Raw genomic sequence first — 24,649 nt, 5'->3', positions numbered from 1 at the left:
TGCACCGGGTCAAGGCACAAACCACCGCGCACAAAAAAGGGCTCCAAAGGAGCCCTCTCTCACAACTCGAAGCCGCCGTTATTTCTTGTCACGGCGCTTCTTGTCGGCCTTCTTATGGTGAGTCATCAAACGACGCTTCTTGTTCACCTGACGGTCAGTCAGTGTGTTCTTGTTGCCTTCGTATGGGTTCTCACCACCCTTGAACTCGATACGGATCGGCGTACCGACCAGTTTCAAGACACGGCGGTAGGTGTTTTCCAGGTAACGCACATAGGACTTCGGCACCTTCTCGATCTGGTTACCGTGGATCACGATAATCGGCGGGTTGGCACCACCCAAGTGGGCGTAACGCAGTTTGATCCGGCGGTTGTTGACCATCGGCGGCGCGTGCTCGCCAACAGCGTCTTCCAGGATCTGGGTGAGACGGTTGGTCGGCCAGCGGGTGACCGCGGACTTGAACGAGTTCTGGACGGACGCGTAGAGGTTGCCCACGCCGGTGCCGTGCAGTGCCGAGATAAAGTGGATATCGGCGAACTCGACGAAGAACAGGCGACGTTGCAGCTCGATCTTGACGAAATCGCGCTCGCTTGGCGTCATGCCGTCCCACTTGTTGATCGCGATCACCAGTGCCCGACCGGCCTCCAGGGCAAAGCCCAACAGGTTGAGGTCGTGGTCCACCACGCCTTCGCGGGCGTCCATCACGAAGATCACCACGTTGGCGTCTTTGATCGCCTGCAGGGTTTTCACCACCGAGAACTTTTCAACTTCCTCGTGGATCTTGCCGCGCTTGCGCACACCAGCGGTGTCGATCAGCGTGTACTTTTCCTCGTTGCGTTCGAACGGGATGTAGATGCTGTCGCGGGTGGTGCCGGGTTGGTCGTACACGATAACCCGGTCTTCACCGAGCATGCGGTTGACCAGGGTCGACTTGCCGACGTTAGGGCGGCCGATGATGGCGATCTTGATACCGTCTTTTTCGCTCGGGCCAGGAATGCGCTTGGCTTCCTCACCTTCGGCAACGATTTCCTCTTCGCCCTCTTCTTCCTCGACATCATCCTTAGGGAAATCGCGCAGGGCAATTTCCAGCATCTGGGTGATACCGCGACCGTGGGCACCGGCGACCGGAATTGCATCGCCCAGGCCCATCGGGCTGAATTCGGCACGGGCCGCTTCAGGATCGATGTTGTCGATCTTGTTCGCGACCAGATAGGAACGTTTGTTGCGCTTGCGCAGGTGCTCGCCAATCATTTGGTCAGCAGCGGTGTAGCCCGCACGGGCGTCCACCAGGAACAACACGACATCGGCTTCTTCAATGGCCAGCAGCGACTGCTCGGCCATCTTTTCGTCCATGCCATGCTCGTCACCGGAGATACCACCGGTGTCGACAATAATGTAGGAGCGCCCTTGCCACTTTGCCTCACCGTATTGGCGATCACGGGTCAGACCGGACAAGTCGCCGACGATGGCGTCGCGAGTCCTGGTCAGGCGGTTGAACAAGGTGGACTTGCCGACGTTAGGTCGGCCCACCAGGGCGATTACGGGAACCATGCGGCTCTCCACTTCGTTATTTCAGAAAATACAAAAGCCGCTGCAGGGCAGCGGCTGGTGCTCGGGGCAGCATAATCAAATGCCGCATGCCCCGCCGAAGCGGGGCCGCCTGGGTGTTACCCCAAGCATAGTTCTTACTTGATGGTCAGGGCTTCCAGCTTGCCGCTGTTGCCAAACACATAAAGCATGTTACCCACGACCAGCGGACGCGCACGCAGGCCGTCGCTGTCGATACGCTCGCGACCTACGAAGCGACCGTCCACCTGGCTCAGCAGGTGCAGGTAGCCTTCGAAGTCACCGACTGCGACGTAGCTGGAGAACACTTCCGGTGCCGACAGCTGACGGCGAGCCAGGGAGTCGTTGCTCCACAGCGCGGTAGTAGAGCGTTCGTCGACACTTTCAACGGTGCCGGACGCCAGGCTTACATAGACGCTGCCAAACCCTTGGGCGACACCGGCGTAGCTGGAAGCATCACGCTGCCAGTTCACACGGCCGCTCTGCAGGTCCAGTGCCGCAACACGGCCCTGGTAGGTAGCGACGTAGAGGGTTTCACCGGACAGCAGCAGGCCGCCGTCGATGTCCACTACACGGTCCAGCTCGGAACGACCTTGCGGGATGGCCACACGGGTTTCCCAGGCCGGCACGCCGTTCTGGGTATCCAGAGCGACCACTTTACCGGTCGACAGACCTGCAACGGCCAGATTGTTGGTCACAATCGGACCACTGGTACCGCGCAAGGTCAGCACCGCTGGAGTGCTGTCATACAACCAACGCTGTTCGCCGGTGCTGGCGTCGAGGCCGATTACACGATCGTCCTGGGTTTGCACCACGACGATATCGCCGTTGGTAGCAGGCGGTGCGAGGACTTCACTGGTCACGCGAGCGCGCCATTTCTCTTCACCGGTGCTGGAGTCCAGGGCCACGACTTCGCCTTTCAGCGTGCCGAGCATCACCATGCCGTAACCCACGCCGACGGCGCCGGAGACTGGCAACTCGAGGTCTTTCTTCCACTTCACGTCACCGTTCATGCGATCCATGGAGATCACCACGCCAGTCACGTCAGCGGCCACAATGTTGTCACCGTCGATTGCCGGCACCAACATGTTGTAGGTTTCGCCCTGACCGTCACCGATGGAGCGGCTCCACTGCTTTTGCAGGACCACTTCTTCCTTGAAGCTGGTCAGCTCGGCCGGAGGCAGTTCTTTTTTACTGTTGCTGCTGCAACCCGCGGCCAGAACGGCCAGAGCCAGCAATGCTGCATGTTTCCAACGGATCACGTCACGCATCCCCTTTGGCCAAGTCGTCCAGCTTGATTTGTAAGCCACCGACCGCCGCTTCATCAGACAGCGCCGCCTTGGCTTTTTGGTACGCAGCATTGGCTTCGTCGGTACGACCCAATTGGACCAACAGGTCGCCCTTGAGCTCTTCGCGAGTGGCTACAAATGCCTTGTCAGCATCGCCGTCGAGCAGTTTGAGTGCTTCGTCAGCCTTGTTCTGTGCCGCCAATACCTGAGCCAGGCGCTGACGTGCGATTTCACCCAGGGTCGGGTTGGTCGGCTTGTCGGCGATAGCCTTCAGCTCTGCAGCGGCGTCGTCCAGCTTGCCGGTGTCGACCGCGACTTTCGCGACGAACAGGCTGCCGTATTGGGCGTAGGTGCTACCGCCGAATTCGTTCTTCAGCTTGCCGGCCAGGTCTGCAACCTGCGCAGGATCGGGCTTACCGTCCGGCGTCAGGGTGGTTTCCAGCAATTGCTGATAGAGGATCGAGGCGCCTTGGGACTGGTTGGCCTGATACTTGGTCCAGGCTTGCCAGCCGAACACCACCACTAAAGCCAGCAGACCGCCAGTAACCAGGGGCTTGCCGTTACGCTGCCACCAGTCCTTGAACTCGGCCAGTTGATCATCATCAGAACTCGACACCCCAATACTCCTTAATCGCTAAATTCGGCTGTTCGACAGCTTCAACCCTGCACAACGCAGGTGGCCAAGTGCGCAGCGAGCGCATCAAAGGCAATGTTCTGTTGCTCGCCCTGGCCACGCAGGGGTTTGAAACCTATCACTTGCTGGGCCAGTTCGTCTTCGCCGAGGATCAGCGCATACAGCGCACCGCTCTTGTCGGCCTTCTTGAACTGGCTCTTGAAGCTGCCGGCACCGGCATTGACCTGCAGGCGCAGGTTTGGCAGTTGGTCGCGGACCTTTTCGCTCAGGGCCAGGGCAGCCAGTTCGGCGGCCTCGCCAAAGGCGCAGAGGTACACGTCCACCTGACGGGCGATCTCTTCCGGGACCTGCTCCAGGGTTTCCAGCAGCAGGATCAGCCGCTCGATGCCCATGGCGAAGCCCACGCCGGTGGTCGGTTTGCCGCCCATCTGCTCGACCAGGCCGTCGTAACGGCCACCGGCACACACGGTGCCCTGGGCGCCGAGTTTATCGGTGACCCATTCGAATACGGTCTTGCTGTAGTAATCGAGGCCACGCACCAGCTTGGTGTTGATCACAAACGGAATACCGGCCGCTTCCAGACGAGCCTTGAGGCCCTCGAAGTGGATACGGGACTCGTCGTCCAGGTAATCAGCCATTTTCGGCGCGTTGACCAGCACGGCCTGGGTGTCGGCGTTCTTGGTATCGAGGACGCGCAACGGGTTGGTCTTCAGACGGCGCTGGCTGTCTTCGTCCAACTTGTCCAGGTGGGCGGACAGGTACTCGACCAGGGCCACTTTGTAGCGACCACGGGATTCGCTGGTGCCCAGGCTGTTGAGTTCAAGCTTGACCGCGTCGCGGATGCCCAGCAGGCCCCACAGGCGCCAGGTCAGCACGATCAGCTCGGCGTCGATGTCCGGGCCGTCGATGTTGAACACTTCCAGGCCGATCTGGTGAAACTGGCGATAACGGCCTTTCTGTGGGCGTTCGTGACGGAACATCGGGCCGATGTACCACAATTTCTGTGGCTGGCCAGCACCGGTGAGACCATGCTCAAGCACGGCACGCACGCACGCAGCGGTGCCTTCCGGACGCAGGGTCAGGGAGTCGCCGTTGCGGTCTTCAAAGGTGTACATCTCTTTTTCGACGATGTCGGTCACTTCACCGATGGAGCGCTTGAACAGCTCGGTGAACTCGACGATCGGCATGCGGATCTGCTTGTAACCGTAGTTATCCAGCAGGCGCGCGACAGTGCCCTCGAAATAGCGCCACAGCGGCGTCTGTTCCGGCAGGATGTCGTTCATGCCACGAATGGCTTGCAGAGACTTGCTCACATCAAATCCTTAAATTCGTTCAATCAGCCGCGCGCGATCAGCGCTGCGTCAGCCGCGACCTTTTCGGCCGCTTTCTCGCGGATCAGCTTTTCCAGCTCATCCACCAGATTGTCATTCGTCAACTTCTGCGACGGCTTGCCGTCGATGTAGATCAGGTTCGGCGTACCACCGGTCAGGCCCACATGGGCCTCTTTGGCCTCGCCCGGCCCGTTGACCACACAGCCGATCACCGCAACATCCAGCGGCACCAGCAGGTCTTCAAGGCGCAATTCCAGATCGTTCATGGTTTTCACCACGTCGAAGTTCTGCCGCGAGCAGCTCGGGCAGGCAATGAAATTGATGCCACGGGAACGCAAACGCAGGGATTTGAGAATGTCGTAACCGACTTTCACTTCCTCTACAGGGTCTGCTGCCAGCGAGATGCGGATGGTATCGCCAATCCCTTCGGCGAGCAGCATACCGAGACCCACCGCAGATTTCACTGTGCCTGAGCGTAAACCGCCTGCTTCAGTGATACCCAGGTGCAGCGGCTGCACGATTTCCTTGGCCAACAGGCGGTAGGCTTCTACCGCCATGAACACGTCGGAGGCCTTTACGCTGACCTTGAAGTCCTGGAAATTCAGGCGTTCAAGGTGTTCAACGTGGCGCAGCGCCGATTCAACCAGCGCCGCCGGAGTCGGTTCGCCGTATTTCTTTTGCAGGTCTTTTTCCAGGGAACCGGCGTTGACGCCGATACGGATCGGAATGCCACGGTCACGGGCAGCATCCACCACGGCGCGCACACGGTCTTCGCGACCGATGTTGCCCGGATTGATGCGCAGGCAGTCCACACCCAGCTCGGCCACGCGCAAAGCGATCTTGTAGTCGAAGTGAATGTCGGCAACCAATGGCACCTTGACCAGTTGCTTGATGCGGCCGAAAGCTTCGGCAGCGTCCATGTCCGGCACGGAGACGCGCACGATGTCGACGCCCGCAGCTTCCAGACGGTTGATCTGGGCAACGGTGGCGGCCACGTCATTGGTGTCGCTGTTGGTCATGCTTTGTACCGCGATGGGGGCATCGCCACCCACCGGCACCGAGCCGACCCAGATCTTGCGCGATACGCGACGTTTGATTGGAGATTCGCCGTGCATGACTATTGTCCCAACTTCAGGCGAGCGGTCTCGCCACTGGTGAACGGCGCCACGTCCACAGGCTGGCCGTTGTAGGCCACTTGCGCGCCACGGGCAAAGCCCAGACGCAGCGTCAAAGGAGGCTTGCCGCCCTGGTCGAGCGTATCTCCCTTACGCTTCAGACCGCTGAACAGCACTTTGCCGTTGCCATCGGTGACTTGCGTCCAGCAGTCAGCGACGAAGGTAATCTGTACACGGCCATCACCGGCGATCAACGCAGGGGTGGTGGGCGGGGATATCGCAGGGGCTGTCGGCGTAGTTGTCGGCGTCTGCACGGGTGCGGCCGGGGTATGGGCCTGAGCAACCGGGGCAGCCGGAGTGTGGACCGGCGTAGCGGGTGTCGCAGGGGCCGGTACCGCAGCAGTCGCGGCTGGCGCAGTTTCCGGTGCTGGCTGATCGGTGGCCGCCGGTGCTTCAGGCGCAGCCTGGCTTTCGGCAACAGCCTGGTCTTCCGGCTCGTCCAGCGGATGAATCTGGGTGGTGCCGTCAGCGCTTTCGACCTCAACGTGCTCCATGGCGTTGCTGGTCAGGTCCTTGGTGCGCTGGGAGGTCTGGTCTTGCCACCAGACGAAACCGCCACCAATGACCGCGATCAGCAGCAACAGGCTGACAATGCGCAAAATCGTGTGGGAAACCCGCACTGGCTCTTCGATACGCCCCAGGCCGTGGACATTGCTGCCCTGGGAGTCGGTGCCGGTGAATTGGTCGAACTCCTGGACCAGTATGGCCTGGTCGATCCCCAGCAATTTGGCGTAGGCGCGGATATAGCCGCGGGCAAAGGTGTGCCCAGGCAGCTTATCGAACGCGCCAGCTTCCAGGTTGCCCAGGGACGTCGTGGTCAAATTGAGCTTGAGGGCCACTTCCGCCAGCGACCAACCATTGCTTTCGCGGGCCTGACGCAAGGTGTCGCCTGGGTTTACGCGATTAGCTGCTACAACTTCCGGGTGCGCCGCTTTCATCATTGCTCCGACAGGTATTGCTGATATTCCGGCGTACCGGGATAGAGTCGTTCGAGTTGCTGGCCAAAACGTGCGGCCGTGTCGCGTTCTTCATGAACCGTCGCCAGGCGCACACCGAGCAATAGACTACGTGCATTTTGCCCGCTGAGCAGGCTAAAACGCTCGTAATAGTCACGTGCCGGCACATAATGCCTGTCATCAAAGGATAACTCAGCCATTTCGAGCAACGCCCGAGGCTGGCGACCGTTCAAATGCAGGGCTTTTTCCAGTTGCTGGCGGGCGCTGTCGCGCTGACCGAGGCGCATCGAGGTCACCCCAAGGTTCTCGAACACCCGTGAACGCTCAGGATAGAGGGTATCGGCGCTGGCTTGCTGGAAATAAAGGGCAGCCTGGTCATAACGTTTCTGCTCGGACAGAAAGCTGCCGTAATTGTTCAGCAGCCGCGGGTCGGCAGGACGGGAGGCCAGGGCCTTGTGGAAATACTGTTCGGCCAGTTCAGGCTCGGCCTGGGCCTGGAACACCAGGGCCAGTGCGCCATTGGCGTCGGCATCGTCGCCGTCCAGCTCCAGCGCCTTTTTCAACGGCACCTTGGCTTGCTCGCTCATGCCTTGTTGCAGGTAACCCAAGCCCAGTTGCACATAGGCAACCCGCGCCTCGTCACGGCCTTTACCGGTTTGCAAAGGGCTCTCATGGCCCGATGAAACACAACCGGCCGCAAGACCGGTAACAAGCAAGAGCAGCGCAAGGCGCAAGGGCATAGAGATCCTCTCTCAGATTCGATTCACAGCAATCAGCGGTAAATCGTCAGCGGCTTTCAACTCACGCCCGGCGATATAACGTTCGCTGCGGCGGGTACGGTCCATCACCTGCCCGACCAATTGACCACAGGCGGCATCGATGTCTTCACCACGGGTGGTGCGGACGGTGACGTTGTAGCCGGCCTGGTGCAGTTGATCCTGGAAACGGCGGATGGCGTTGTTGCTCGGCCGCTCGTAGCCAGAATGGGGAAACGGGTTAAACGGAATCAGGTTGATCTTGCACGGGGTGTTCTTGAGCAATTCGATCATCTCGACCGCGTGTTCGACCTTGTCGTTGATGTCCTTGAGCATGGTGTACTCAATGGTCAACACGCGTTTTTCGCCCAGGGTCGCCATGTAACGCTGGCAAGATTCGAGCAGCATCTTAAGCGGATACTTCTTGTTGATTGGCACCAATTGGTTACGCAATGCGTCATTCGGTGCATGCAGCGACAACGCCAGGGAGACGTCGATGTGCTTGGCCAGCTCATCGATCATCGGTACCACGCCGGAGGTCGACAGGGTTACACGGCGCTTGGAGATGCCGTAGCCCAGGTCGTCCATCATCAGGTGCATGGCCGCAATGACGTTGTCGAAGTTCAGCAGCGGCTCACCCATGCCCATCATCACCACGTTGGTGATGGCACGGTCGACGGTCGCCGGGACGCTGCCAAACGATTTGTTGGCAATCCACACCTGGCCGATGACTTCGGCGGCGGTGAGGTTGCTATTGAAGCCTTGCTTGCCGGTGGAGCAGAAACTGCAGTCCAGGGCACAGCCTGCCTGGGACGAAACGCACAAGGTGCCGCGTTTGCCCTGGGGAATGTACACGGTCTCGACGCAGCTGCCGGACGCCACGCGCACCACCCACTTACGGGTGCCGTCGCTGGAGATGTCCTCGCTGACCACTTCGGGACCACGCACTTCAGCAATGGCCTTGAGCTTGTCGCGCAGGGCCTTGCTGACGTTCGTCATGGCGTCGAAATCATCGACACCAAAATGGTGAATCCATTTCATTACCTGACCGGCACGGAAACGCTTCTCCCCGATTGAGTCGAAGAATTTCTCCATTTCCGGCTGAGTCAGACCCAGCAGGTTGGTTTTAACAGTCGATGTAGTCATGGATTCACCCTCACTCTTTAAGCCGATGCTTAGCGAGCGGTTACTTCAGTAGCAGCGAAAAAGTACGAGATTTCGCGAGCAGCGGCAGCTTCGGAATCCGAGCCGTGTACAGCGTTGGCGTCGATGGATTCAGCGAAGTCAGCACGGATGGTGCCGGCAGCCGCTTCTTTAGGGTTGGTAGCGCCCATCAGCTCACGGTTCAGAGCGATAGCGTTTTCGCCTTCCAGAACCTGAACAACAACAGGACCGGAGATCATGAAGGCAACCAGGTCGCCGAAGAAACCACGAGCGCTGTGCTCAGCGTAGAAGCCTTCAGCTTCAGCCTTGGACAGTTGCTTGAGTTTCGAAGCTACAACCTTCAGGCCGGCTTTTTCGAAACGAGTGGTGATCTCGCCGATGACGTTTTTTGCAACAGCGTCAGGCTTGATGATGGAGAAAGTACGTTGAACAGCCATGGTGTAACTCCAGAAACGGTAATTTACGAAAAATTAAACCCGCGAATTATACGCGGGTTATTGGGTATTGCCTAACTGCGTAAAGGGAGGCGTCAGTCCTGTTCTTCTTTCCAGGCAGTCTGGATAGCTTCCAGAACCTTCTCACCGCCGCGATCACGCTCATCTTCGAACCCTGGCAACGCCATGACCATGTCACGCAAAGCTACAAAGTTCAGGGAGTAAGGATCCAGATCCGGGTTGGCATCCGCCAACAGGATAGCGATCTCTTGCACATCAACCCATTTAAGACTCATGACACTTCCTTGAATCAATGCGGCGCTTCGGCGGCGTGGTTGAGGGAATATTTCGGAATTTCGACAGTGATGTCTTCCGTGCCGACCTTTGCCTGACAGCTTAGACGCGAAGTCGCCTCCAGGCCCCATGCGCGGTCGAGAAAGTCCTCCTCCAGCTCATCAGCCTCTTCAAGGCTGTTGAAGCCCTCGCGGATGACGCAGTGGCACGTGGTGCAAGCGCACACACCGCCGCAGGCGCTTTCGATCTCGATGTGGTTGTCATGGGCAACTTCGAGGATGGACTTGCCGGTCTCAGCCTCCACGACCATACCGTCCGGGCAATGCTCGGCGTGTGGCAGAAAAATGACCTGCGGCATTAATTATTCCTCGATTTCATTCAGGTTGCGTCCCGCCAGGGCGGCTTTGACCGTCTGGTCCATACGACGGGCGGCAAAAGCATCGGTCACTTGCGACAGGCGCTTGGTCTGTTGCTCGATGGCATAACCATCGTCGCCTTTCATCAGTTCGGCCAGTTCCTGCATCTGCAGGTCAATGACCATGCGCTCTTCGGCATCCAACAGGCGCTCGCCGTCAGCTTCCAGGGCGCCCTGCACCGCTTCGAGCAGGCGCTGGGCGTCGACTTGCTGCTCACGCAATACACGGGCGACCTTGTCGTCACCGGCATATTGGAACGAGTCCTTGAGCATCTTGGCGATTTCACCGTCGGTGAGGCCGTAGGACGGCTTGACCTGGATGCTCGCCTCAACGCCTGAACCCAGCTCACGCGCGGCCACATTCAACAGGCCATCGGCGTCGACCTGGAAGGTCACGCGGATCTTCGCCGCACCCGCGACCATCGCCGGGATACCGCGCAATTCAAAACGCGCCAGGGAGCGGCAGTCGCTGATCAGCTCGCGCTCACCTTGCAGCACGTGGATCATCATGGCCGTCTGGCCATCTTTGTACGTGGTGAAGTCCTGGGCGCGGGCGACGGGAATGGTGGTGTTGCGTGGAATCACCTTCTCCATCAAGCCGCCCATGGTTTCCAGCCCCAGGGACAGCGGAATCACGTCGAGCAGCAGCAATTCGCCGCCGTCGCGCTTGTTGCCCGCCAGGGTATCGGCCTGGATTGCAGCGCCAATGGCGACCACTTGATCCGGGTCGATTTCCGTCAGCGGCTGGCGACCGAAGGCTTCGGCGACGGCTTCACGCACGCGCGGCACACGGGTGGAGCCACCGACCATGACCACGGCGCCGACATCTTCCAGCTCGATACCGGAGTCACGCACGGCACGGCGGCAAGCTTTCAGGCTGCGGGCAACCATCGGTTCGATCAACGCATCAAAGGCTTCGCGCGTCAGTTGGGCCGACCAGGTGCCGTAGGAAACTCCAACGGTTGCAGCCTCCGTCAGCGCTTCCTTGGCGGCGCAGGCGGTTTGCAGCAGGTTACGCTGCGCGCCCGGATCCAGATCGGCCGACAAGCCGGCGCTGCTGATGATCCAGCCCGCAATGGCGTGGTCGAAGTCATCGCCGCCCAGGGCGCTGTCACCACCGGTGGCCAGCACTTCGAAGACGCCGCCGGTCAGGCGCAGGATAGAAATATCAAAGGTGCCGCCGCCCAGGTCGTAAATAGCGACAAGGCCTTCTGCGTGCTGGTCGAGGCCATAAGCCACGGCCGCCGCAGTCGGCTCATTGAGCAGGCGCAGCACGTTCAAGCCGGCGAGTTTCGCCGCATCCTTGGTGGCTTGGCGCTGTGCATCATCGAAATAAGCCGGAACGGTGATCACCGCACCAACCAGTTCGCCACCCAGGGTTTTTTCCGCGCGCTGGCGCAGCACCTTTAGGATATCGGCCGACACTTCCACCGGGCTTTTCGGGCCCTGGATAGTGTCGATGAACGGCATGTGGGATTCACCGCCGACAAAGCGATACGGCAGCTGGTCGCCCAGTTGCTTGACGTCGGACAGACCACGACCCATCAAGCGCTTGACCGACAACACAGTATTCAGAGGATCAGTAGACGCGGCCAACTTGGCCGAGTCACCGACTTCAGTGCGATCAGCGTGGTAGCGCACGGCAGACGGCAGGATCACCTGGCCGTCAGCGTCGGGCAACGGCTCGGACAGGCCGCTGCGCAAGGCAGCAACCAGGGAATTGGTGGTGCCCAGGTCAATCCCGACCGCCAGGCGACGCTGGTGCGGTTGAGGGCTTTGGCCGGGTTCGGCGATTTGCAGTAGGGCCATGGTAATCAGGTCTTATCTGTCTATCAGGCGTGCATCACGGGCAGCACACGGGGTTAATCGTCGAGGCGCTCTTCTAGCTGGCGCACTTCGTAGGTGAGCTTGTCGAGGAACTGCATGCGCCGCATCAGGCGTTCGGCCTGTTCACGTTGCGCTGCATCATCCCAACAGGCTGCGAAGCTTTCGTTGAGCTCATCCTGGGCCGTTTTCAGACGACGCTTGAAGACTGCGACGCCAGCCAGATCGGCTTCGTCCTGCAACTCTTCGAGCTCTTCGCGCCACTGCATCTGCTGCATCAGGAAGTCCGGGTCGTGCACCGTCACTTCAAGCGGCAACTCGCCACCGTTCATCGCAAGCAGGTAGCGTGCGCGCTTGGGCGGGTTTTTCAGGGTCTGATAGGCTTCGTTGAGGCTGGCCGACCGCTCCAGCGCCAGGCGCTGCTCACGCTCGGAAGCGTCAGCGAAGCGGTCCGGATGCACCCCACGCGCCAATTCTCGGTAGCGCGTGGCAAGCTGCTCAAGGTCCAGGCGAAAACTCGGCTGCAGCTCGAATAAAGCGAAATGACAAGGAGTACCCACGAATAGCCTCAGATGTTGAAGCTTTCGCCGCAGCCACATTCACCGCGTACGTTGGGGTTGTTGAACTTGAAGCCTTCGTTCAACCCTTCCTTGACGAAATCGAGTTCGGTGCCGTCCAGGTAAGTCAGGCTTTTAGGGTCGATGATCACTTTCTCGCCGTGACTTTCGAACACCTGGTCTTCCGCAACCACCTCGTCGACAAACTCCAGCACGTAGGCAAGGCCGGAGCAGCCTGTGGTGCGAACACCCAGGCGAATCCCCTCACCTTTACCGCGCCCATTCAGGGAGCGGCGAATGTGCTGTGCAGCCGCTTCTGTCATGCTGATAGCCATCGTTGACTCCTTACTCGTCGCCAAATGCTTAGATCAAGCCTTTCTTCTGCTTGTAGTCGCGAACGGCCGCCTTGATGGCGTCTTCTGCGAGTACCGAGCAGTGGATTTTCACTGGCGGCAGGGCCAGTTCTTCGGCCAGCTGGGTGTTGCTGATGGTGACAGCCTCATCCAGGGTCTTGCCTTTCATCCATTCGGTCGCCAGGGAGCTGGAGGCGATGGCGGAACCGCAGCCGTAGGTCTTGAACTTGGCATCTTCGATAACGCCAGCGTCGTTGACCTTGATCTGCAGGCGCATCACATCGCCGCACGCCGGGGCGCCGACCATGCCGGTGCCGACATCTGGGTCTTCCGCGTCCATCTTGCCGACGTTGCGCGGGTTTTCGTAGTGGTCGATGACCTTTTCGCTGTAAGCCATGGTACTGAATCCTCACTCATCAGGGCCGCTCTGGAACCCTGTAGAAACGCCTGCGTTTTCCGCCACGTTGCTACAGAGCTGGGGTGGCGGCTTCTATAGTTAGTGTGCCGCCCACTCGATCTTGGAAATATCGACGCCGTCTTTGTACATGTCCCACAGCGGCGACAGAACGCGCAGCTTGTTGACGGCTTCGCAGACTTTTTGCGCGGCGTAGTCGACTTGTTCTTCGGTGGTGAAGCGGCCGAACGTAAAGCGGATCGAGCTGTGCGCCAGTTCGTCGTTGCGGCCCAGGGCGCGCAGTACGTACGAAGGCTCAAGGGACGCCGAGGTGCAGGCCGAACCGGACGAAACCGCCAGGTCCTTAAGCGCCATGATCAGCGACTCGCCTTCAACGTAGTTGAAGCTCAAATTCAGGTTGTGCGGTACACGGGCGGTCATGCTGCCGTTGATGTACAGCTCTTCAAGACCCTCGACCTGCTTGTAGAAGCGGTCGCTCAGGGCTTTGATGCGGATGTTTTCGGCAGCCATGTCTTCCTTGGCTACGCGGAAGGCTTCGCCCATGCCGACGATCTGGTGGGTCGCCAGGGTGCCCGAACGCATGCCGCGCTCGTGACCGCCGCCGTGCATGGTGGCTTCGATGCGCACGCGAGGCTTGCGGCTCACGTACAGGGCGCCGATGCCTTTAGGACCGTAGGTCTTGTGGGCAGAGAACGACATCAGGTCGACTTTCAGCTTCGACAGGTCGATGTCGACCTTGCCGGTGGACTGAGCAGCGTCGACGTGCAGCAGGATGCCCTTCGAGCGAGTCAGCTCGCCGATGGCCGCGATGTCGTTGATGGTGCCGATTTCGTTGTTCACGTGGATCACGGAAACCAGAATGGTGTCTTCACGCAGGGCCGCTTCGATCATGGCCGGGGTGACGATACCGTCGGTGGTTGGCTCAAGGTAGGTGACCTCGAAACCTTCACGTTCCAGTTGGCGCATGGTGTCGAGGACAGCCTTGTGCTCAATCTTGGTGGTGATCAGGTGTTTGCCCTTGGTCGCGTAGAAATGCGCCGCGCCCTTGATAGCCAGGTTGTCGGACTCGGTAGCACCGGAGGTCCAGACGATTTCACGCGGGTCTGCGCCAACCAGGTCAGCGACCTGGCGACGAGCGTTTTCGACCGCTTCCTCGGCTTTCCAGCCGAATACGTGGGAACGGGAGGCCGGGTTACCGAAGTTTCCGTCAACCAGCAGGCATTCGCTCATCTTTTGCGCGACACGCGGATCAACCGGGGTGGTCGCTGAGTAATCAAGGTAAATCGGCAATTTCATGGACTTTCTCCTAAATCAGGCTGGCTGGCGTGCCGTTAGCTCTTCGGCTGTCACTCGACGGCGGACGCTTCGATCTTGTCCAGACGCGGCGCCTTGGTGTTGCAACGGCGCTGGTCCTGACGCTGGGCTACTTCTTGCACCTCACGGCGAGTCACAAGATCAGCCAAGCTGATACCACTCAAAAACTCATGGATCTGCAGGCTCAAGTCACACCACAGGTGGTGTGTGAGGCAGGTGTCGCCGGCGTGGCAGTCACCCAGGCCCTGGCATTTGGTAGCGTCGACGGATTCGTTGACCGCGTCGATCACCTGAGCCACTTGGATACCCTGCATGTCGCGGGACAACTGATAGCCGCCGCCTGGACCGCGAACACTGGAAACCAGGTTGCTACGACGCAATTTGGCGAACAGTTGCTCGAGATAGGACAGGGAAATGCCTTGGCGCTCGGAGATATCGGCCAGGGACACCGGCCCAGTTTGCGCGTGCAAAGCCAGGTCGAGCATGGCAGTCACCGCGTATCGGCCTTTTGTAGTCAGTCTCATGGACAAGTACCAAGGTGTTTCAGAATGGGGGCAAGTATGCGATTCCCGAGTATTTAAGTCAACTATAAGACCTAGTACTTTAGTCAGGATTACCCGTAAAAAGGGCGCGCGAATCATAGCAGGATGGGGTGGGATCGACCAGCGCAACCGGGGCTGCGCCGATCAACAGCAAACACTTAGCCTGCCTTGGTGGAGGCTTCGTCCTTGATTTCGGCGAAGTCTTCTTCGCGAAGCTCCGGCAGATCTTTCGCACAGTAGGGGCTGCCCAAGTCCTTCAACGCGCCGCACATGCCGTCCAGCTTGCCATCTACTGCCTGCAGGTGATCCAGCAACTGGCCAATGGCGCGCGCCACGGGGTCGGGCATGTCTTCGCTGACGCCATAGGCATCGAAGCCAATCTTCTCAGCCATGGCCTTGCGCTTGGCTTCCTGCTCGTCGCCAACTTCCGGCTTGACGATGATCCGCCCAGGAATACCCACAACGGTTGCACCCGGCGGCACAGCTTTGGTTACTACCGCATTGGAGCCGACCTTGGCGCCCGCGCCGACGGTGAACGGGCCAAGCACCTTGGCCCCCGCCCCGACCACCACGCCATCACCCAAGGTTGGGTGGCGCTTGCCCTTGTTCCAACTGGTGCCGCCAAGCGTCACGCCCTGGTAAAGGGTCACGTCATCGCCGATCTCGGCAGTCTCGCCAATCACGATGCCCATGCCATGGTCGATGAAGAAGCGACGGCCGACCTTGGCGCCTGGATGAATCTCGATCCCAGTCAGCCAGCGACCGAAGTTCGACACTAACCGCGCCAGCCATTTCCAGCCCATGCCCCACAAAGCACCGGACAGGCGATGGATCCAGATGGCGTGCATGCCTGGGTAGCAGGTCAGCACTTCAAAGGCGTTGCGCGCCGCCGGGTCACGGTGGAAAACACTCTGGATATCTTCTCGCAAACGCTCGAACATTTTTAATCCTTCCGCTTAAGAAGCTCGCCACGGGCCGCTTTCTGGGTTTCCGTGAGGATGCCACGCAATATATTCATTTCAGCCCGGCTGACCGAGCTACGTCCGTAAAGACGACGCAGGCGTGCCATCAAGTGCCGTGGCTTTTCCGGATCGAGGAACTCAATGGCCACCAGGGTTTGCTCCAGGTGCTCATAAAACCGCTCCAGCTCGTCCATGGTGGCCAACTCGCCACTTTTGGTCGACGCGACCTCGTCCTTCTCAACCTTGCTCGGCTGACCCGCAGCGGCCAGCCAAGCCATGCGCACTTCGTAGGTCAATACCTGCACCGCCGCCCCGAGGTTCAGCGAGCTGAATTCAGGGTCTGATGGGATGTGCACGTGGTAATGACATCGCTGCAGCTCTTCATTGGTCAGGCCGGAGTCTTCACGGCCAAATACCAAGGCGATTTCAGCGCCGCCGGCAGCCTCCTCGACCACTTTGGTGCCGCACTCACGCGGATCCAGCAAGGGCCAGGGGATACGACGGTCGCGGGCACTGGTGCCGAGCACCAGGTTGCAGCCGACCAAGGCATCTTCCAGGGTGGCGACGACCTGGGCTTTTTCAAGGAGGTCATTGGCGCCGGATGCGCGGGCATCGGCCTCGTGGTGCGGGAACACGCGCGGGTCTACCAGCACCAGACGCGTCAGCCCCATGTTTTTCATGGCTCGCGCCACCCCGCCGATGTTGCCGGGATGACTGGTATTGACCAAGACGACACGAATGTTTTGCAGCAAGGGAGGCGCTCTCGGACACGGGAAAGGGGAGCAAATCTTACAGAACAGCCTAAGGTTATGCCATGAAAGCTAACGTCGTCCTTCACCTGAAGAAAGTTTCTGCTAGAATGCTCGGCTTTCTTTAACAACCTTAGGTGACACATCCATGCAGCCCATGCTGAATATCGCGCTGCGCGCCGCCCGCAGCGCCAGTGAATTGATCTTCCGCTCCATCGAGCGCCTGGATACCATCAAGGTCGACGAAAAAGACGCCAAGGATTATGTATCCGAGGTGGATCGCGCCGCCGAACAGAAAATCATCGACGCGCTGCGCAAGGCCTACCCTACCCACGGCATCCTCGGCGAAGAAACCGGTTTGCACAAAGGGAGCGGTGAAGGCGAAGACTATCTGTGGATCATCGACCCACTGGATGGCACCACCAACTTCCTGCGCGGCATCCCGCACTTTGCCGTGAGCATTGCGTGCAAATACCGTGGTCGCCTGGAACACGCCGTGGTTCTGGACCCAGTTCGCCAGGAAGAATTCACCGCAAGCCGTGGCCGTGGCGCCCAGCTGAATGGTCGTCGCCTGCGCGTCAGCGGTCGCACCAGCCTGGACGGCGCCCTGCTGGGCACCGGCTTCCCGTTCCGGGACGATCAGATGGACAACCTGGAAAACTACCTGGGCATGTTCCGCGCCCTGGTTGGCCAGACTGCCGGCATCCGTCGCGCGGGCGCAGCGAGCCTGGACCTGGCTTACGTTGCCGCTGGTCGCTTCGATGCGTTCTGGGAGTCGGGCCTGTCCGAGTGGGACATGGCTGCGGGCGCGCTACTGATCCAGGAAGCGGGCGGTTTGGTGAGCGACTTCACCGGCGGTCACGATTTCCTTGAGAAAGGCCACGTGGTTGCGGGCAACACCAAATGCTTCAAGGCAGTCCTGACGGCGATCCAGCCGCACCTGCCGGCTTCGCTGAAGCGCTAAGCGAGCGAGCACAAAAAAGCACCCCAAGGGGTGCTTTTTTTATGCCTGTAGAACCGGTTACTGCTGGTTCTGACCCAGGATCAAACGACCTTCTTTGTCGACTGGAATCTGGCTGCCTGGGTCGCGCTCCATACGCACCGAACCTTCCTTGCCATCCAGGTTGTAACGCACGTCATACCCGACCACCTTGTCACTGATGTCGTTAACGGTGTTACAACGGGTTTGCGTGGTGGTGTAGGTGTCACGGTTCTGCATGCCTTCCTGAACCTTGTTACCGGCATAACCACCACCGACAGCACCGGCCACTGTGGCCAGCTTCTTACCGTTACCACCACCGATCTGGTTGCCCAGCAAGCCACCCGCCAGGGCACCTACGACCGTACCAGCGATTTGATGCTGATCCTGCACCGGACGCTGCCGGGTCACGGTGACGTCCTTGCAGACCTCACGGGGAGTTTTTATCTGGGTTTTAACCGGCTGCACCGCCAGCACTTGCGCATACTCAGGGCCGCTTTTTACCAGGCTGTAGGTGGCAACAGCACCCCCGGCAGTCACACCGACAGCACCCAATACCGCACCAACCAGCAACGACTTGTTCACGTGAACCTCCTGACCATCACAAGCGGACCGAAACGTCCGCGCTATACCCAGCCTTGGAGCAAAAAAAAAGGCGCGAGTTCAATACTCGCGCCTTTCTTGTCTCAGCGGATCAACAAACGCCCATCAAGGACGGTCGTCGACCTCCTTGCCAGTGCTGGCCGGAGGGATCAGGTCTTCGCTGTTCAGGTTCAGCCAGATCAGTACCACGTTGGCGATGTAGATCGACGAGTAGGTACCCGCCAGAACGCCGATGAACAGCGCCAGGGAGAAGCCCCACAGGTTGTCACCACCGAAGATCATAAGCGCTGCGATCGCCAGCAAGGTGGAGATCGATGTGGCCATGGTCCGCAGCAGAGTCTGGGTGGTGGAGATGTTGATGTTCTCGATCAGCGACGCCTTGCGCAGTACACGGAAGTTCTCACGAACCCGGTCAAATACCACGATGGTGTCGTTGAGGGAGTAACCAATGATCGCCAGCACGGCCGCCAGTACGGTCAGGTCGAAGGTCACCTGGAAGTACGCCAGGATGCCCACGGTCACGATCACGTCGTGGATCAGCGACACGATGGCGCCGACACCGAACTTCCACTGAAAGCGGAACGCCAGGTAGATCATGATGCCGACCAGCGCCAGAAGCATGCCGAGGCCGCCCTGGTCGCGCAGCTCTTCACCGACCTGCGGGCCTACGAACTCGACGCGCTTGACCGATGCCGGGTTGTCGCCGCCGACCTTCTGCAAGGCCTCGGCTACCTGGTGACCCAGTTGCGGGTCTTCCCCTGGCATACGCACCAGCAGGTCGGTGGTCGCACCAAAACTCTGCACGACGGCTTCGTGATAGCCGGCCTTGACCAGCTCATTGCGCACCAGGGTCACATCGGCCGGCTTCTCGTAGGTCAGCTCGATGAGCGTACCGCCAGTGAAGTCCAGACCGTAGTTCAGGCCCTTATGGAACCAGCTGAACAACGCCAGAACGGTAAGGAGCACGGTGACGCCGAACGCAACGTTGCGAACGCCCATGAAGTTGATTGTACGTAACATGGCAGCCCCTTAAATCCACAACTTCTTGAAGTCACGCCCGCCAAAGATCAGGTTGACCATTGCGCGGGTCACCATGATGGCCGTGAACATCGAGGTAAAGATACCGAGGGACATGGTCACCGCAAAACCTTTGACCGGGCCGGTGCCCATGGCAAAGAGAATCCCGCCGACCAACAGTGTGGTCAGGTTGGAGTCGAGAATCGCGGTAAATGCCCGGCCGAAGCCTTCGTTGATTGCACGCTGTACGGTCATGCCCGCCGCGATCTCTTCACGGATCCGCGAGAAGATCAGTACGTTGGCGTCTACCGCCATACCCATGGTGAGTACGATACCGGCGATACCTGGCAGGGTCAGCGTAGCGCCCAGCAGCGACATCAGGGCCAGCAACATGACCATGTTGCCCGCCAGGGCCACGGTGGCGATGATGCCGAAGAAGCGGTAGATGGCGATGATGAACAGGGACACGAACAGCATGCCCCACAAGGCCGCGTCGATACCCTTGGTAATGTTGTCGGCGCCCAGGCTCGGACCGATGGTACGTTCTTCAGCGAAGTACATCGGGGCAGCCAGGCCACCGGCACGCAGCAGCAGGGCCAGTTCCGAGGATTCGCCCTGGCCGTTCAGGCCGGTGATACGGAATTGAGCACCCAGCGGCGACTGGATGGTCGCCAGGCTGATGATCTTCTTCTCTTCCTTGAAGGTCTGTACCGGCACGTCTTTCTCGACACCGTTGACCATTTGCTTGGTGTAGGTGGTCACCGGGCGTTGCTCGATGAAGATCACCGCCATGCTGCGACCGACGTTGCTGCGCGTGGCGCGGCTCATCAGTTCGCCGCCATGGCCATCCAGGCGGATGTTCACTTCAGGGGTACCGTGCTCGCCGAAACCAGCCTTGGCGTCAGTCACCTGGTCACCGGTGATGATCAAGCCACGCTCGATCAGCGCTGGAGGACGGTTGCCTTCACGGAACTCGAATTCTTCGGCAGTCGCACGGGTAGCACCCGGCTCAGCCGCCAGACGGAATTCCAGGTTGGCGGTTTTACCCAGGATACGCTTGGCTTCAGCAGTGTCCTGTACGCCCGGCAGCTCAACCACGATGCGGTTGGCACCCTGGCGCTGAACGATCGGCTCGGCTACACCCAGTTCGTTGACGCGGTTACGTACCGTGGTCAAGTTCTGCTTGATGGAGTATTCGCGGATTTCCGCAATCTTCGCCGGGCTCATCGCCAGACGCAGCACAGCCTGGCCATTCAGGTCAGCCGGTACGATATCGAAATCGTTGAAATTTTTACGGATCAGCGCACGGGCCTGTTCACGAGAAGCCTCATCAGAGAAACCCAACTGAATGGCACCGTTGAGCTGCGGCAGGCTGCGATAACGCAGGCGCTCTTTACGCAGCAGGCTCTTCACATCGCCTTCGTAGACTTTCAGGCGGGCGTCGAGGGCTTTGTCCATGTCGACTTCCAACAGGAAGTGCACACCACCGGACAAGTCCAGACCCAGCTTCATCGGATGCGCGCCAATGCTGCGCAGCCATTGTGGCGTGGTCTGTGCCAGGTTGAGTGCGACGACGTAGTCGTCACCCATGGCCTTGCGCACGACGTCTTTGGCCGGCAATTGGTCTTCTTGCTTGGTCAGGCGCAACAAACCGCCTTTCGCATCAGCAGCCAATGTTGCCGCCTTGACCTGGATACCCGCGTCAGTGAGCGCTTTGCTCGCGCGTTCCAGATCGGCCTGATTGACCTGCAGCGAAGTGCTGGCGCCAGTGATCTGGATCGCCGGGTCATCAGGATAGAGATTGGGAGCGGAATAAATAAAACCGATCGCCAGCACCGCCAGGATCAGTACGTATTTCCACAGAGGGTATTTGTTCAGCATCACGCCGCCCGCTTATAACGCGGGGCGCCTTGCGCGCCCCGTCGATTGGTAAAGGTTGTTACTCAGATCGCTTTGAGCGTGCCTTTTGGCAGCGTGGCGGCGATGGCGCCCTTCTGGAACTTCATTTCTACGGTGTCGGAAACTTCCAGTACCACGAAAGCATCGGAAACCTTGGTGATCTTGCCAGCGATGCCGCCGGTGGTCACAACTTCGTCACCTTTCTGCAGGCTGCCCAGCAGATTTTTCTGCTCTTTGGCACGCTTGGCCTGTGGTCGCCAGATCATCAGGTAGAAGATGACCAGGAAGCCGACCAGGAAAATCCACTCGAAACCACCGCCCATAGGGCCGGCGGCAGCAGGCGCAGCGGCATCAGCCATGGCGTTAGAGATAAAAAAGCTCATTTAGCACTCCAGTTGCAAATAGTGAATCTTAGGGTCGGAAAACTCAGTCCAAGGGCGGCACAGGAAGCCCGCGCTTGGCATAGAAGGCATCGACGAAGGCGGCCAATGTACCCTGTTGAATAGCCTCGCGCAAACCAGCCATCAGGACTTGGTAGTGACGCAAATTGTGGATGGTATTCAACATGCTACCCAGCATTTCCCCACACTTGTCCAGATGGTGCAGATAAGCACGGGAGAAGTTCTGGCAGGTGTAGCAATCACAGGTGGGATCCAGCGGCGAATCATCATGGCGATGGAACGCGTTACGGATCTTCAGCACGCCTGTATCGATGAACAGATGCCCATTGCGGGCATTACGGGTTGGCATCACGCAATCGAACATGTCCACACCGCGGCGCACACCCTCTACGAGATCTTCCGGTTTGCCAACGCCCATAAGGTAACGAGGTTTGTCAGCCGGCATCAGGCCCGGCAGGTAATCCAGCACCTTGATCATTTCGTGCTTGGGCTCGCCCACCGACAAACCGCCGATGGCCAGGCCGTCAAAGCCGATTTTGTCGAGGCCTTCCAGCGAGCGTTTGCGCAGGCTTTCGTGCATGCCGCCCTGGACAATACCGAACAGCGCAGCGGTGTTGTCGCCGTGGGCATTCTTCGAACGCTGGGCCCAACGCAGGGACAACTCCATGGAAATTCGTGCGACGTCTTCGTCAGCCGGGTAAGGCGTGCACTCGTCGAAAATCATCACGATGTCGGAACCCAGGTCGCGCTGCACCTGCATCGACTCTTCCGGCCCCATGAACACCTTGGAACCGTCCACCGGCGAGGCGAAGGTCACGCCCTCCTCCTTGATCTTGCGCATGGCGCCCAGGCTGAACACCTGGAAACCACCCGAATCGGTCAGGATCGGGCCTTGCCACTTCATGAAGTCATGCAGGTCGCCGTGCTTCTTGATCACTTCCGTGCCCGGGCGCAGCCACAGGTGGAAGGTGTTGCCGAGGATGATCTCGGCGCCGGTGGCGACGATGTCGCGCGGCAGCATGCCCTTGACGGTGCCGTAGGTGCCGACCGGCATGAAAGCCGGGGTCTCGACGGTGCCGCGCGGAAAGGTCAGGCGACCGCGTCGGGCCTTGCCGTCAGTGGCAAGCAGTTCAAACGACATACGACTCATAAGGTTCCCTCTGGGCCGCGTGGCGCCGGGTTACGGGTGATAAACATCGCATCACCGTAGCTGAAAAAACGGTACTCGTTGGCGATGGCGGCTTGATAAGCGGCCATGGTTTCCGGGTAACCGGCAAATGCCGATACCAGCATCAACAGCGTGGATTCGGGCAAATGGAAGTTGGTCACCAGGCAATCGACCACATGGAAGGGCCGGCCTGGGAAGATAAAGATATCGGTGTCGCCGCTGAACGGCTTGAGCACGCCGTCACGCGCCGCGCTTTCCAACGAGCGCACGCTGGTGGTTCCCACGGCGACTACTCGCCCACCACGCGCCTTGCACGCCGCGACAGCGTCCACGACGTCCTGGCTGACCTCCAACCACTCGCTGTGCATATGGTGGTCTTCGATGTTATCCACACGTACCGGCTGAAACGTACCGGCCCCCACGTGCAGGGTCACATAGGCGGTCTCGACGCCCTTGGCGGCAATCGCATCCAGCAGCGGCTGATCGAAGTGCAGGCCCGCAGTCGGCGCGGCAACGGCGCCGAGGCGCTGGGAGTACACCGTCTGATAGCGTTCGCGGTCCGAGTCTTCGTCGGGGCGGTCTATATAGGGCGGCAACGGCATATGGCCGACGCGCTCCAGCAGCGGCAATACCTCTTCGGCAAACTTGAGTTCGAACAGCGCATCATGACGCGCAACCATCTCGGCTTCGCCACCGCCATCGATGAGGATGCTGGAACCCGGCTTCGGCGACTTGCTGGAGCGCACGTGAGCCAGTACGCGATGACTGTCCAGCACCCGCTCCACCAGAATTTCCAGCTTGCCGCCGGAAGCTTTCTGGCCAAACAGCCGCGCCGGAATCACCCGGGTATTGTTGAACACCATCAGATCGCCTGGGCGCAAATGCTCAAGCAAATCAGTGAATTGACGGTGTGCGAGGGCGCCACTCACCCCGTCCAGGGTCAGCAGTCGACTGGCGCGACGCTCGGCCAAAGGATGGCGAGCGATCAGCGAATCAGGGAGTTCAAAAGTAAAGTCAGCAACGCGCATGATGGAGTTCGTCTAGCAGGGCCGGGAAGTCTAGCGGAAATAGTGAAAATTGACCATGAAAGGTGATTGACCAACGGTAATCTCATCTCTATACTTCGCCGCCATTGAGCCCTGATGGCGGAATTGGTAGACGCGGCGGATTCAAAATCCGTTTTCGAAAGGAGTGGGAGTTCGAGTCTCCCTCGGGGCACCATCTTAAAAAAGACCTTGAAATTCAAGGTCTTTTTTTTCGTCTGTAGAAAAGTGCGTCACCTGCAAAGTTGCTCTTTTGTGAGCGGTGCACCATTCCAAGCCCCTCTCCAGGCGCGCTCTGACGCGCCCTGTCAGCGCAATGCTCGCTTACCATTCATCGCGCGCCCATGTGCCTCTAGAAGCTACTGGAGAGCGCTCAGCGTATTTGAGTGCCAGCGCTGCTGCCCCTTATAAAAAACCCTTACTAATGCAGAGCTGAAAACGCCTATGGAAGCGGTCATTCCGGGCTTTTCAGGACTTTTCGACCGCCCAAAACAAAACCCCATCTGCTTTCGCAAATGGGGTTTCGGAATTTAATCTTGACGATGACCTACTCTCACATGGGGAAACCCCACACTACCATCGGCGATGCATCGTTTCACTGCTGAGTTCGGGATGGGATCAGGTGGTTCCAATGCTCTATGGTCGTCAAGAAATTCGGGTACTGAGTCGCGGCATGTGCCTCGCTTCAGCAAATTAGGTATGTGACAGCTTTCGGTGTTTTGTGAGATTCGAACTTTCGGTTCTATCGTCTTCACACACCGCAATCTGATGCTCGTTAGAGTAGTCAAATTGCTTGGGTGTTATATGGTCAGG

The 24,649-nt window shown here is 59.3% G+C and carries 26 protein-coding genes, 1 tRNA gene and 1 rRNA gene; 2 read left to right on the top strand and 26 right to left on the bottom strand.

Features of this window, described 5'->3' with window-relative positions:
* Nucleotides 1–78: 78 nt before the first annotated feature.
* The 19 genes from der to trmJ all read right to left on the bottom strand — a co-directional run bounded on the left by der (nt 79) and on the right by trmJ (nt 16,729).
* On the bottom strand, nt 79–1,548 hold the full coding sequence (der, locus tag HX823_RS00850) for a ribosome biogenesis GTPase Der (RefSeq protein ID WP_016977675.1): 1,470 nt from the start codon (nt 1,546–1,548) through the stop codon (nt 79–81).
* A gap of 134 nt (nt 1,549–1,682) precedes the next feature.
* Entirely contained in the window at nt 1,683–2,834 is a 1,152-nt protein-coding gene (bamB, locus tag HX823_RS00845; RefSeq protein WP_033898622.1) for an outer membrane protein assembly factor BamB, read from the bottom strand.
* Nucleotides 2,827–3,468 carry a tetratricopeptide repeat protein gene (locus HX823_RS00840; RefSeq protein ID WP_016977673.1) on the bottom strand — a complete coding sequence of 214 codons (642 nt, stop codon included), beginning with the start codon at nt 3,466–3,468 and terminating at the stop codon, nt 2,827–2,829. The genes bamB and HX823_RS00840 overlap by 8 nt, the downstream gene beginning before the upstream one ends.
* A 41-nt stretch (nt 3,469–3,509) precedes the next feature.
* The gene (hisS, locus tag HX823_RS00835) at nt 3,510–4,799 is read right to left on the bottom strand and encodes a histidine--tRNA ligase (protein WP_038848797.1); all 1,290 of its coding nucleotides are present in this window, start codon (nt 4,797–4,799) and stop codon (nt 3,510–3,512) included.
* Nucleotides 4,800–4,822: 23 nt separating this feature from the next.
* Nucleotides 4,823–5,932: a flavodoxin-dependent (E)-4-hydroxy-3-methylbut-2-enyl-diphosphate synthase gene (gene ispG / locus HX823_RS00830; RefSeq protein WP_003175952.1), complete on the bottom strand. Its 1,110-nt coding sequence runs from the start codon at nt 5,930–5,932 to the stop codon at nt 4,823–4,825.
* Nucleotides 5,933–5,934: 2 nt separating this feature from the next.
* Nucleotides 5,935–6,930, bottom strand: a complete 996-nt coding sequence (locus tag HX823_RS00825) for a RodZ family helix-turn-helix domain-containing protein (RefSeq protein WP_177073913.1) — start codon at nt 6,928–6,930, stop codon at nt 5,935–5,937.
* Entirely contained in the window at nt 6,930–7,688 is a 759-nt protein-coding gene (pilW, locus tag HX823_RS00820) for a type IV pilus biogenesis/stability protein PilW (protein WP_177073912.1), read from the bottom strand. The genes HX823_RS00825 and pilW overlap by 1 nt, the downstream gene beginning before the upstream one ends.
* Nucleotides 7,689–7,700: 12 nt before the next feature.
* Entirely contained in the window at nt 7,701–8,849 is a 1,149-nt protein-coding gene (rlmN, locus tag HX823_RS00815; RefSeq protein ID WP_177073911.1) for a 23S rRNA (adenine(2503)-C(2))-methyltransferase RlmN, read from the bottom strand.
* Between the two features lie 29 nt (nt 8,850–8,878).
* Entirely contained in the window at nt 8,879–9,304 is a 426-nt protein-coding gene (gene ndk, locus HX823_RS00810; protein WP_003175956.1) for a nucleoside-diphosphate kinase, read from the bottom strand.
* 92 nt (nt 9,305–9,396) lie between these two features.
* Nucleotides 9,397–9,597 (bottom strand): Fe-S cluster assembly protein IscX, encoded by a 201-nt coding sequence (gene iscX, locus HX823_RS00805; protein WP_016977667.1) that lies wholly within the window; start codon nt 9,595–9,597, stop codon nt 9,397–9,399.
* Between the two features lie 14 nt (nt 9,598–9,611).
* Complete coding sequence (fdx, locus tag HX823_RS00800; RefSeq protein WP_015885743.1) at nt 9,612–9,953, bottom strand: ISC system 2Fe-2S type ferredoxin; 342 nt, start codon at nt 9,951–9,953, stop codon at nt 9,612–9,614.
* A 3-nt stretch (nt 9,954–9,956) separates the two neighbouring features.
* Nucleotides 9,957–11,819 (bottom strand): Fe-S protein assembly chaperone HscA, encoded by a 1,863-nt coding sequence (hscA, locus tag HX823_RS00795; protein WP_177073910.1) that lies wholly within the window; start codon nt 11,817–11,819, stop codon nt 9,957–9,959.
* 53 nt (nt 11,820–11,872) lie between these two features.
* Complete coding sequence (gene hscB, locus HX823_RS00790; protein WP_095013455.1) at nt 11,873–12,394, bottom strand: co-chaperone HscB; 522 nt, start codon at nt 12,392–12,394, stop codon at nt 11,873–11,875.
* Between the two features lie 8 nt (nt 12,395–12,402).
* A complete protein-coding gene (gene iscA, locus HX823_RS00785) occupies nt 12,403–12,726 on the bottom strand; it encodes an iron-sulfur cluster assembly protein IscA (protein WP_003175963.1) in 324 nt (107 codons plus the stop codon).
* 28 nt (nt 12,727–12,754) lie between these two features.
* Nucleotides 12,755–13,141, bottom strand: a complete 387-nt coding sequence (gene iscU / locus HX823_RS00780) for a Fe-S cluster assembly scaffold IscU (RefSeq protein WP_028617851.1) — start codon at nt 13,139–13,141, stop codon at nt 12,755–12,757.
* A gap of 99 nt (nt 13,142–13,240) precedes the next feature.
* Nucleotides 13,241–14,455 carry an IscS subfamily cysteine desulfurase gene (locus HX823_RS00775; RefSeq protein WP_016971998.1) on the bottom strand — a complete coding sequence of 405 codons (1,215 nt, stop codon included), beginning with the start codon at nt 14,453–14,455 and terminating at the stop codon, nt 13,241–13,243.
* 50 nt (nt 14,456–14,505) lie between these two features.
* Nucleotides 14,506–14,997: a Fe-S cluster assembly transcriptional regulator IscR gene (gene iscR, locus HX823_RS00770; RefSeq protein ID WP_003194020.1), complete on the bottom strand. Its 492-nt coding sequence runs from the start codon at nt 14,995–14,997 to the stop codon at nt 14,506–14,508.
* Nucleotides 14,998–15,173: 176 nt separating this feature from the next.
* Nucleotides 15,174–15,956 (bottom strand): serine O-acetyltransferase, encoded by a 783-nt coding sequence (cysE, locus tag HX823_RS00765; RefSeq protein ID WP_033898636.1) that lies wholly within the window; start codon nt 15,954–15,956, stop codon nt 15,174–15,176.
* 2 nt (nt 15,957–15,958) lie between these two features.
* Nucleotides 15,959–16,729, bottom strand: a complete 771-nt coding sequence (trmJ, locus tag HX823_RS00760) for a tRNA (cytosine(32)/uridine(32)-2'-O)-methyltransferase TrmJ (protein ID WP_092249224.1) — start codon at nt 16,727–16,729, stop codon at nt 15,959–15,961.
* Between the two features lie 145 nt (nt 16,730–16,874).
* Between trmJ and suhB the strand changes: the two genes are divergently transcribed.
* On the top strand, nt 16,875–17,690 hold the full coding sequence (gene suhB / locus HX823_RS00755) for an inositol-phosphate phosphatase (protein WP_003175971.1): 816 nt from the start codon (nt 16,875–16,877) through the stop codon (nt 17,688–17,690).
* A 57-nt stretch (nt 17,691–17,747) separates the two neighbouring features.
* Here the strand turns inward: suhB and HX823_RS00750 are convergent, their stop codons facing one another.
* The 6 genes from HX823_RS00750 to queA form a co-directional block, all read right to left on the bottom strand.
* Nucleotides 17,748–18,290: a glycine zipper 2TM domain-containing protein gene (locus HX823_RS00750; RefSeq protein WP_010207894.1), complete on the bottom strand. Its 543-nt coding sequence runs from the start codon at nt 18,288–18,290 to the stop codon at nt 17,748–17,750.
* 123 nt (nt 18,291–18,413) lie between these two features.
* The gene (secF, locus tag HX823_RS00745; RefSeq protein WP_038848816.1) at nt 18,414–19,328 is read right to left on the bottom strand and encodes a protein translocase subunit SecF; all 915 of its coding nucleotides are present in this window, start codon (nt 19,326–19,328) and stop codon (nt 18,414–18,416) included.
* 9 nt (nt 19,329–19,337) lie between these two features.
* Nucleotides 19,338–21,206 carry a protein translocase subunit SecD gene (gene secD, locus HX823_RS00740; protein ID WP_038848819.1) on the bottom strand — a complete coding sequence of 623 codons (1,869 nt, stop codon included), beginning with the start codon at nt 21,204–21,206 and terminating at the stop codon, nt 19,338–19,340.
* A gap of 62 nt (nt 21,207–21,268) precedes the next feature.
* On the bottom strand, nt 21,269–21,607 hold the full coding sequence (gene yajC / locus HX823_RS00735) for a preprotein translocase subunit YajC (RefSeq protein ID WP_003175975.1): 339 nt from the start codon (nt 21,605–21,607) through the stop codon (nt 21,269–21,271).
* Between the two features lie 43 nt (nt 21,608–21,650).
* Nucleotides 21,651–22,766, bottom strand: a complete 1,116-nt coding sequence (tgt, locus tag HX823_RS00730) for a tRNA guanosine(34) transglycosylase Tgt (protein WP_003175976.1) — start codon at nt 22,764–22,766, stop codon at nt 21,651–21,653.
* A gap of 5 nt (nt 22,767–22,771) precedes the next feature.
* On the bottom strand, nt 22,772–23,821 hold the full coding sequence (queA, locus tag HX823_RS00725) for a tRNA preQ1(34) S-adenosylmethionine ribosyltransferase-isomerase QueA (RefSeq protein WP_033898643.1): 1,050 nt from the start codon (nt 23,819–23,821) through the stop codon (nt 22,772–22,774).
* A 108-nt stretch (nt 23,822–23,929) separates the two neighbouring features.
* Between queA and HX823_RS00720 the strand changes: the two genes are divergently transcribed.
* Nucleotides 23,930–24,014, top strand: a tRNA-Leu gene (locus HX823_RS00720).
* Between the two features lie 356 nt (nt 24,015–24,370).
* Here HX823_RS00720 and rrf read toward each other — a convergent pair.
* A 5S ribosomal RNA gene (gene rrf, locus HX823_RS00715) occupies nt 24,371–24,486 on the bottom strand.
* Between the last annotated feature and the right edge of the window lie 163 nt (nt 24,487–24,649).

Origin of the sequence: Pseudomonas sp. P7759 (genome assembly GCF_013386445.1) — a bacterium.
Classification (GTDB): Bacteria; Pseudomonadota; Gammaproteobacteria; order Pseudomonadales; family Pseudomonadaceae; genus Aquipseudomonas; species Aquipseudomonas azotoformans_A.
Note: the sequence above shows the minus strand (reverse complement) of the source record. Positions and strands in the feature narration are given on the sequence as shown.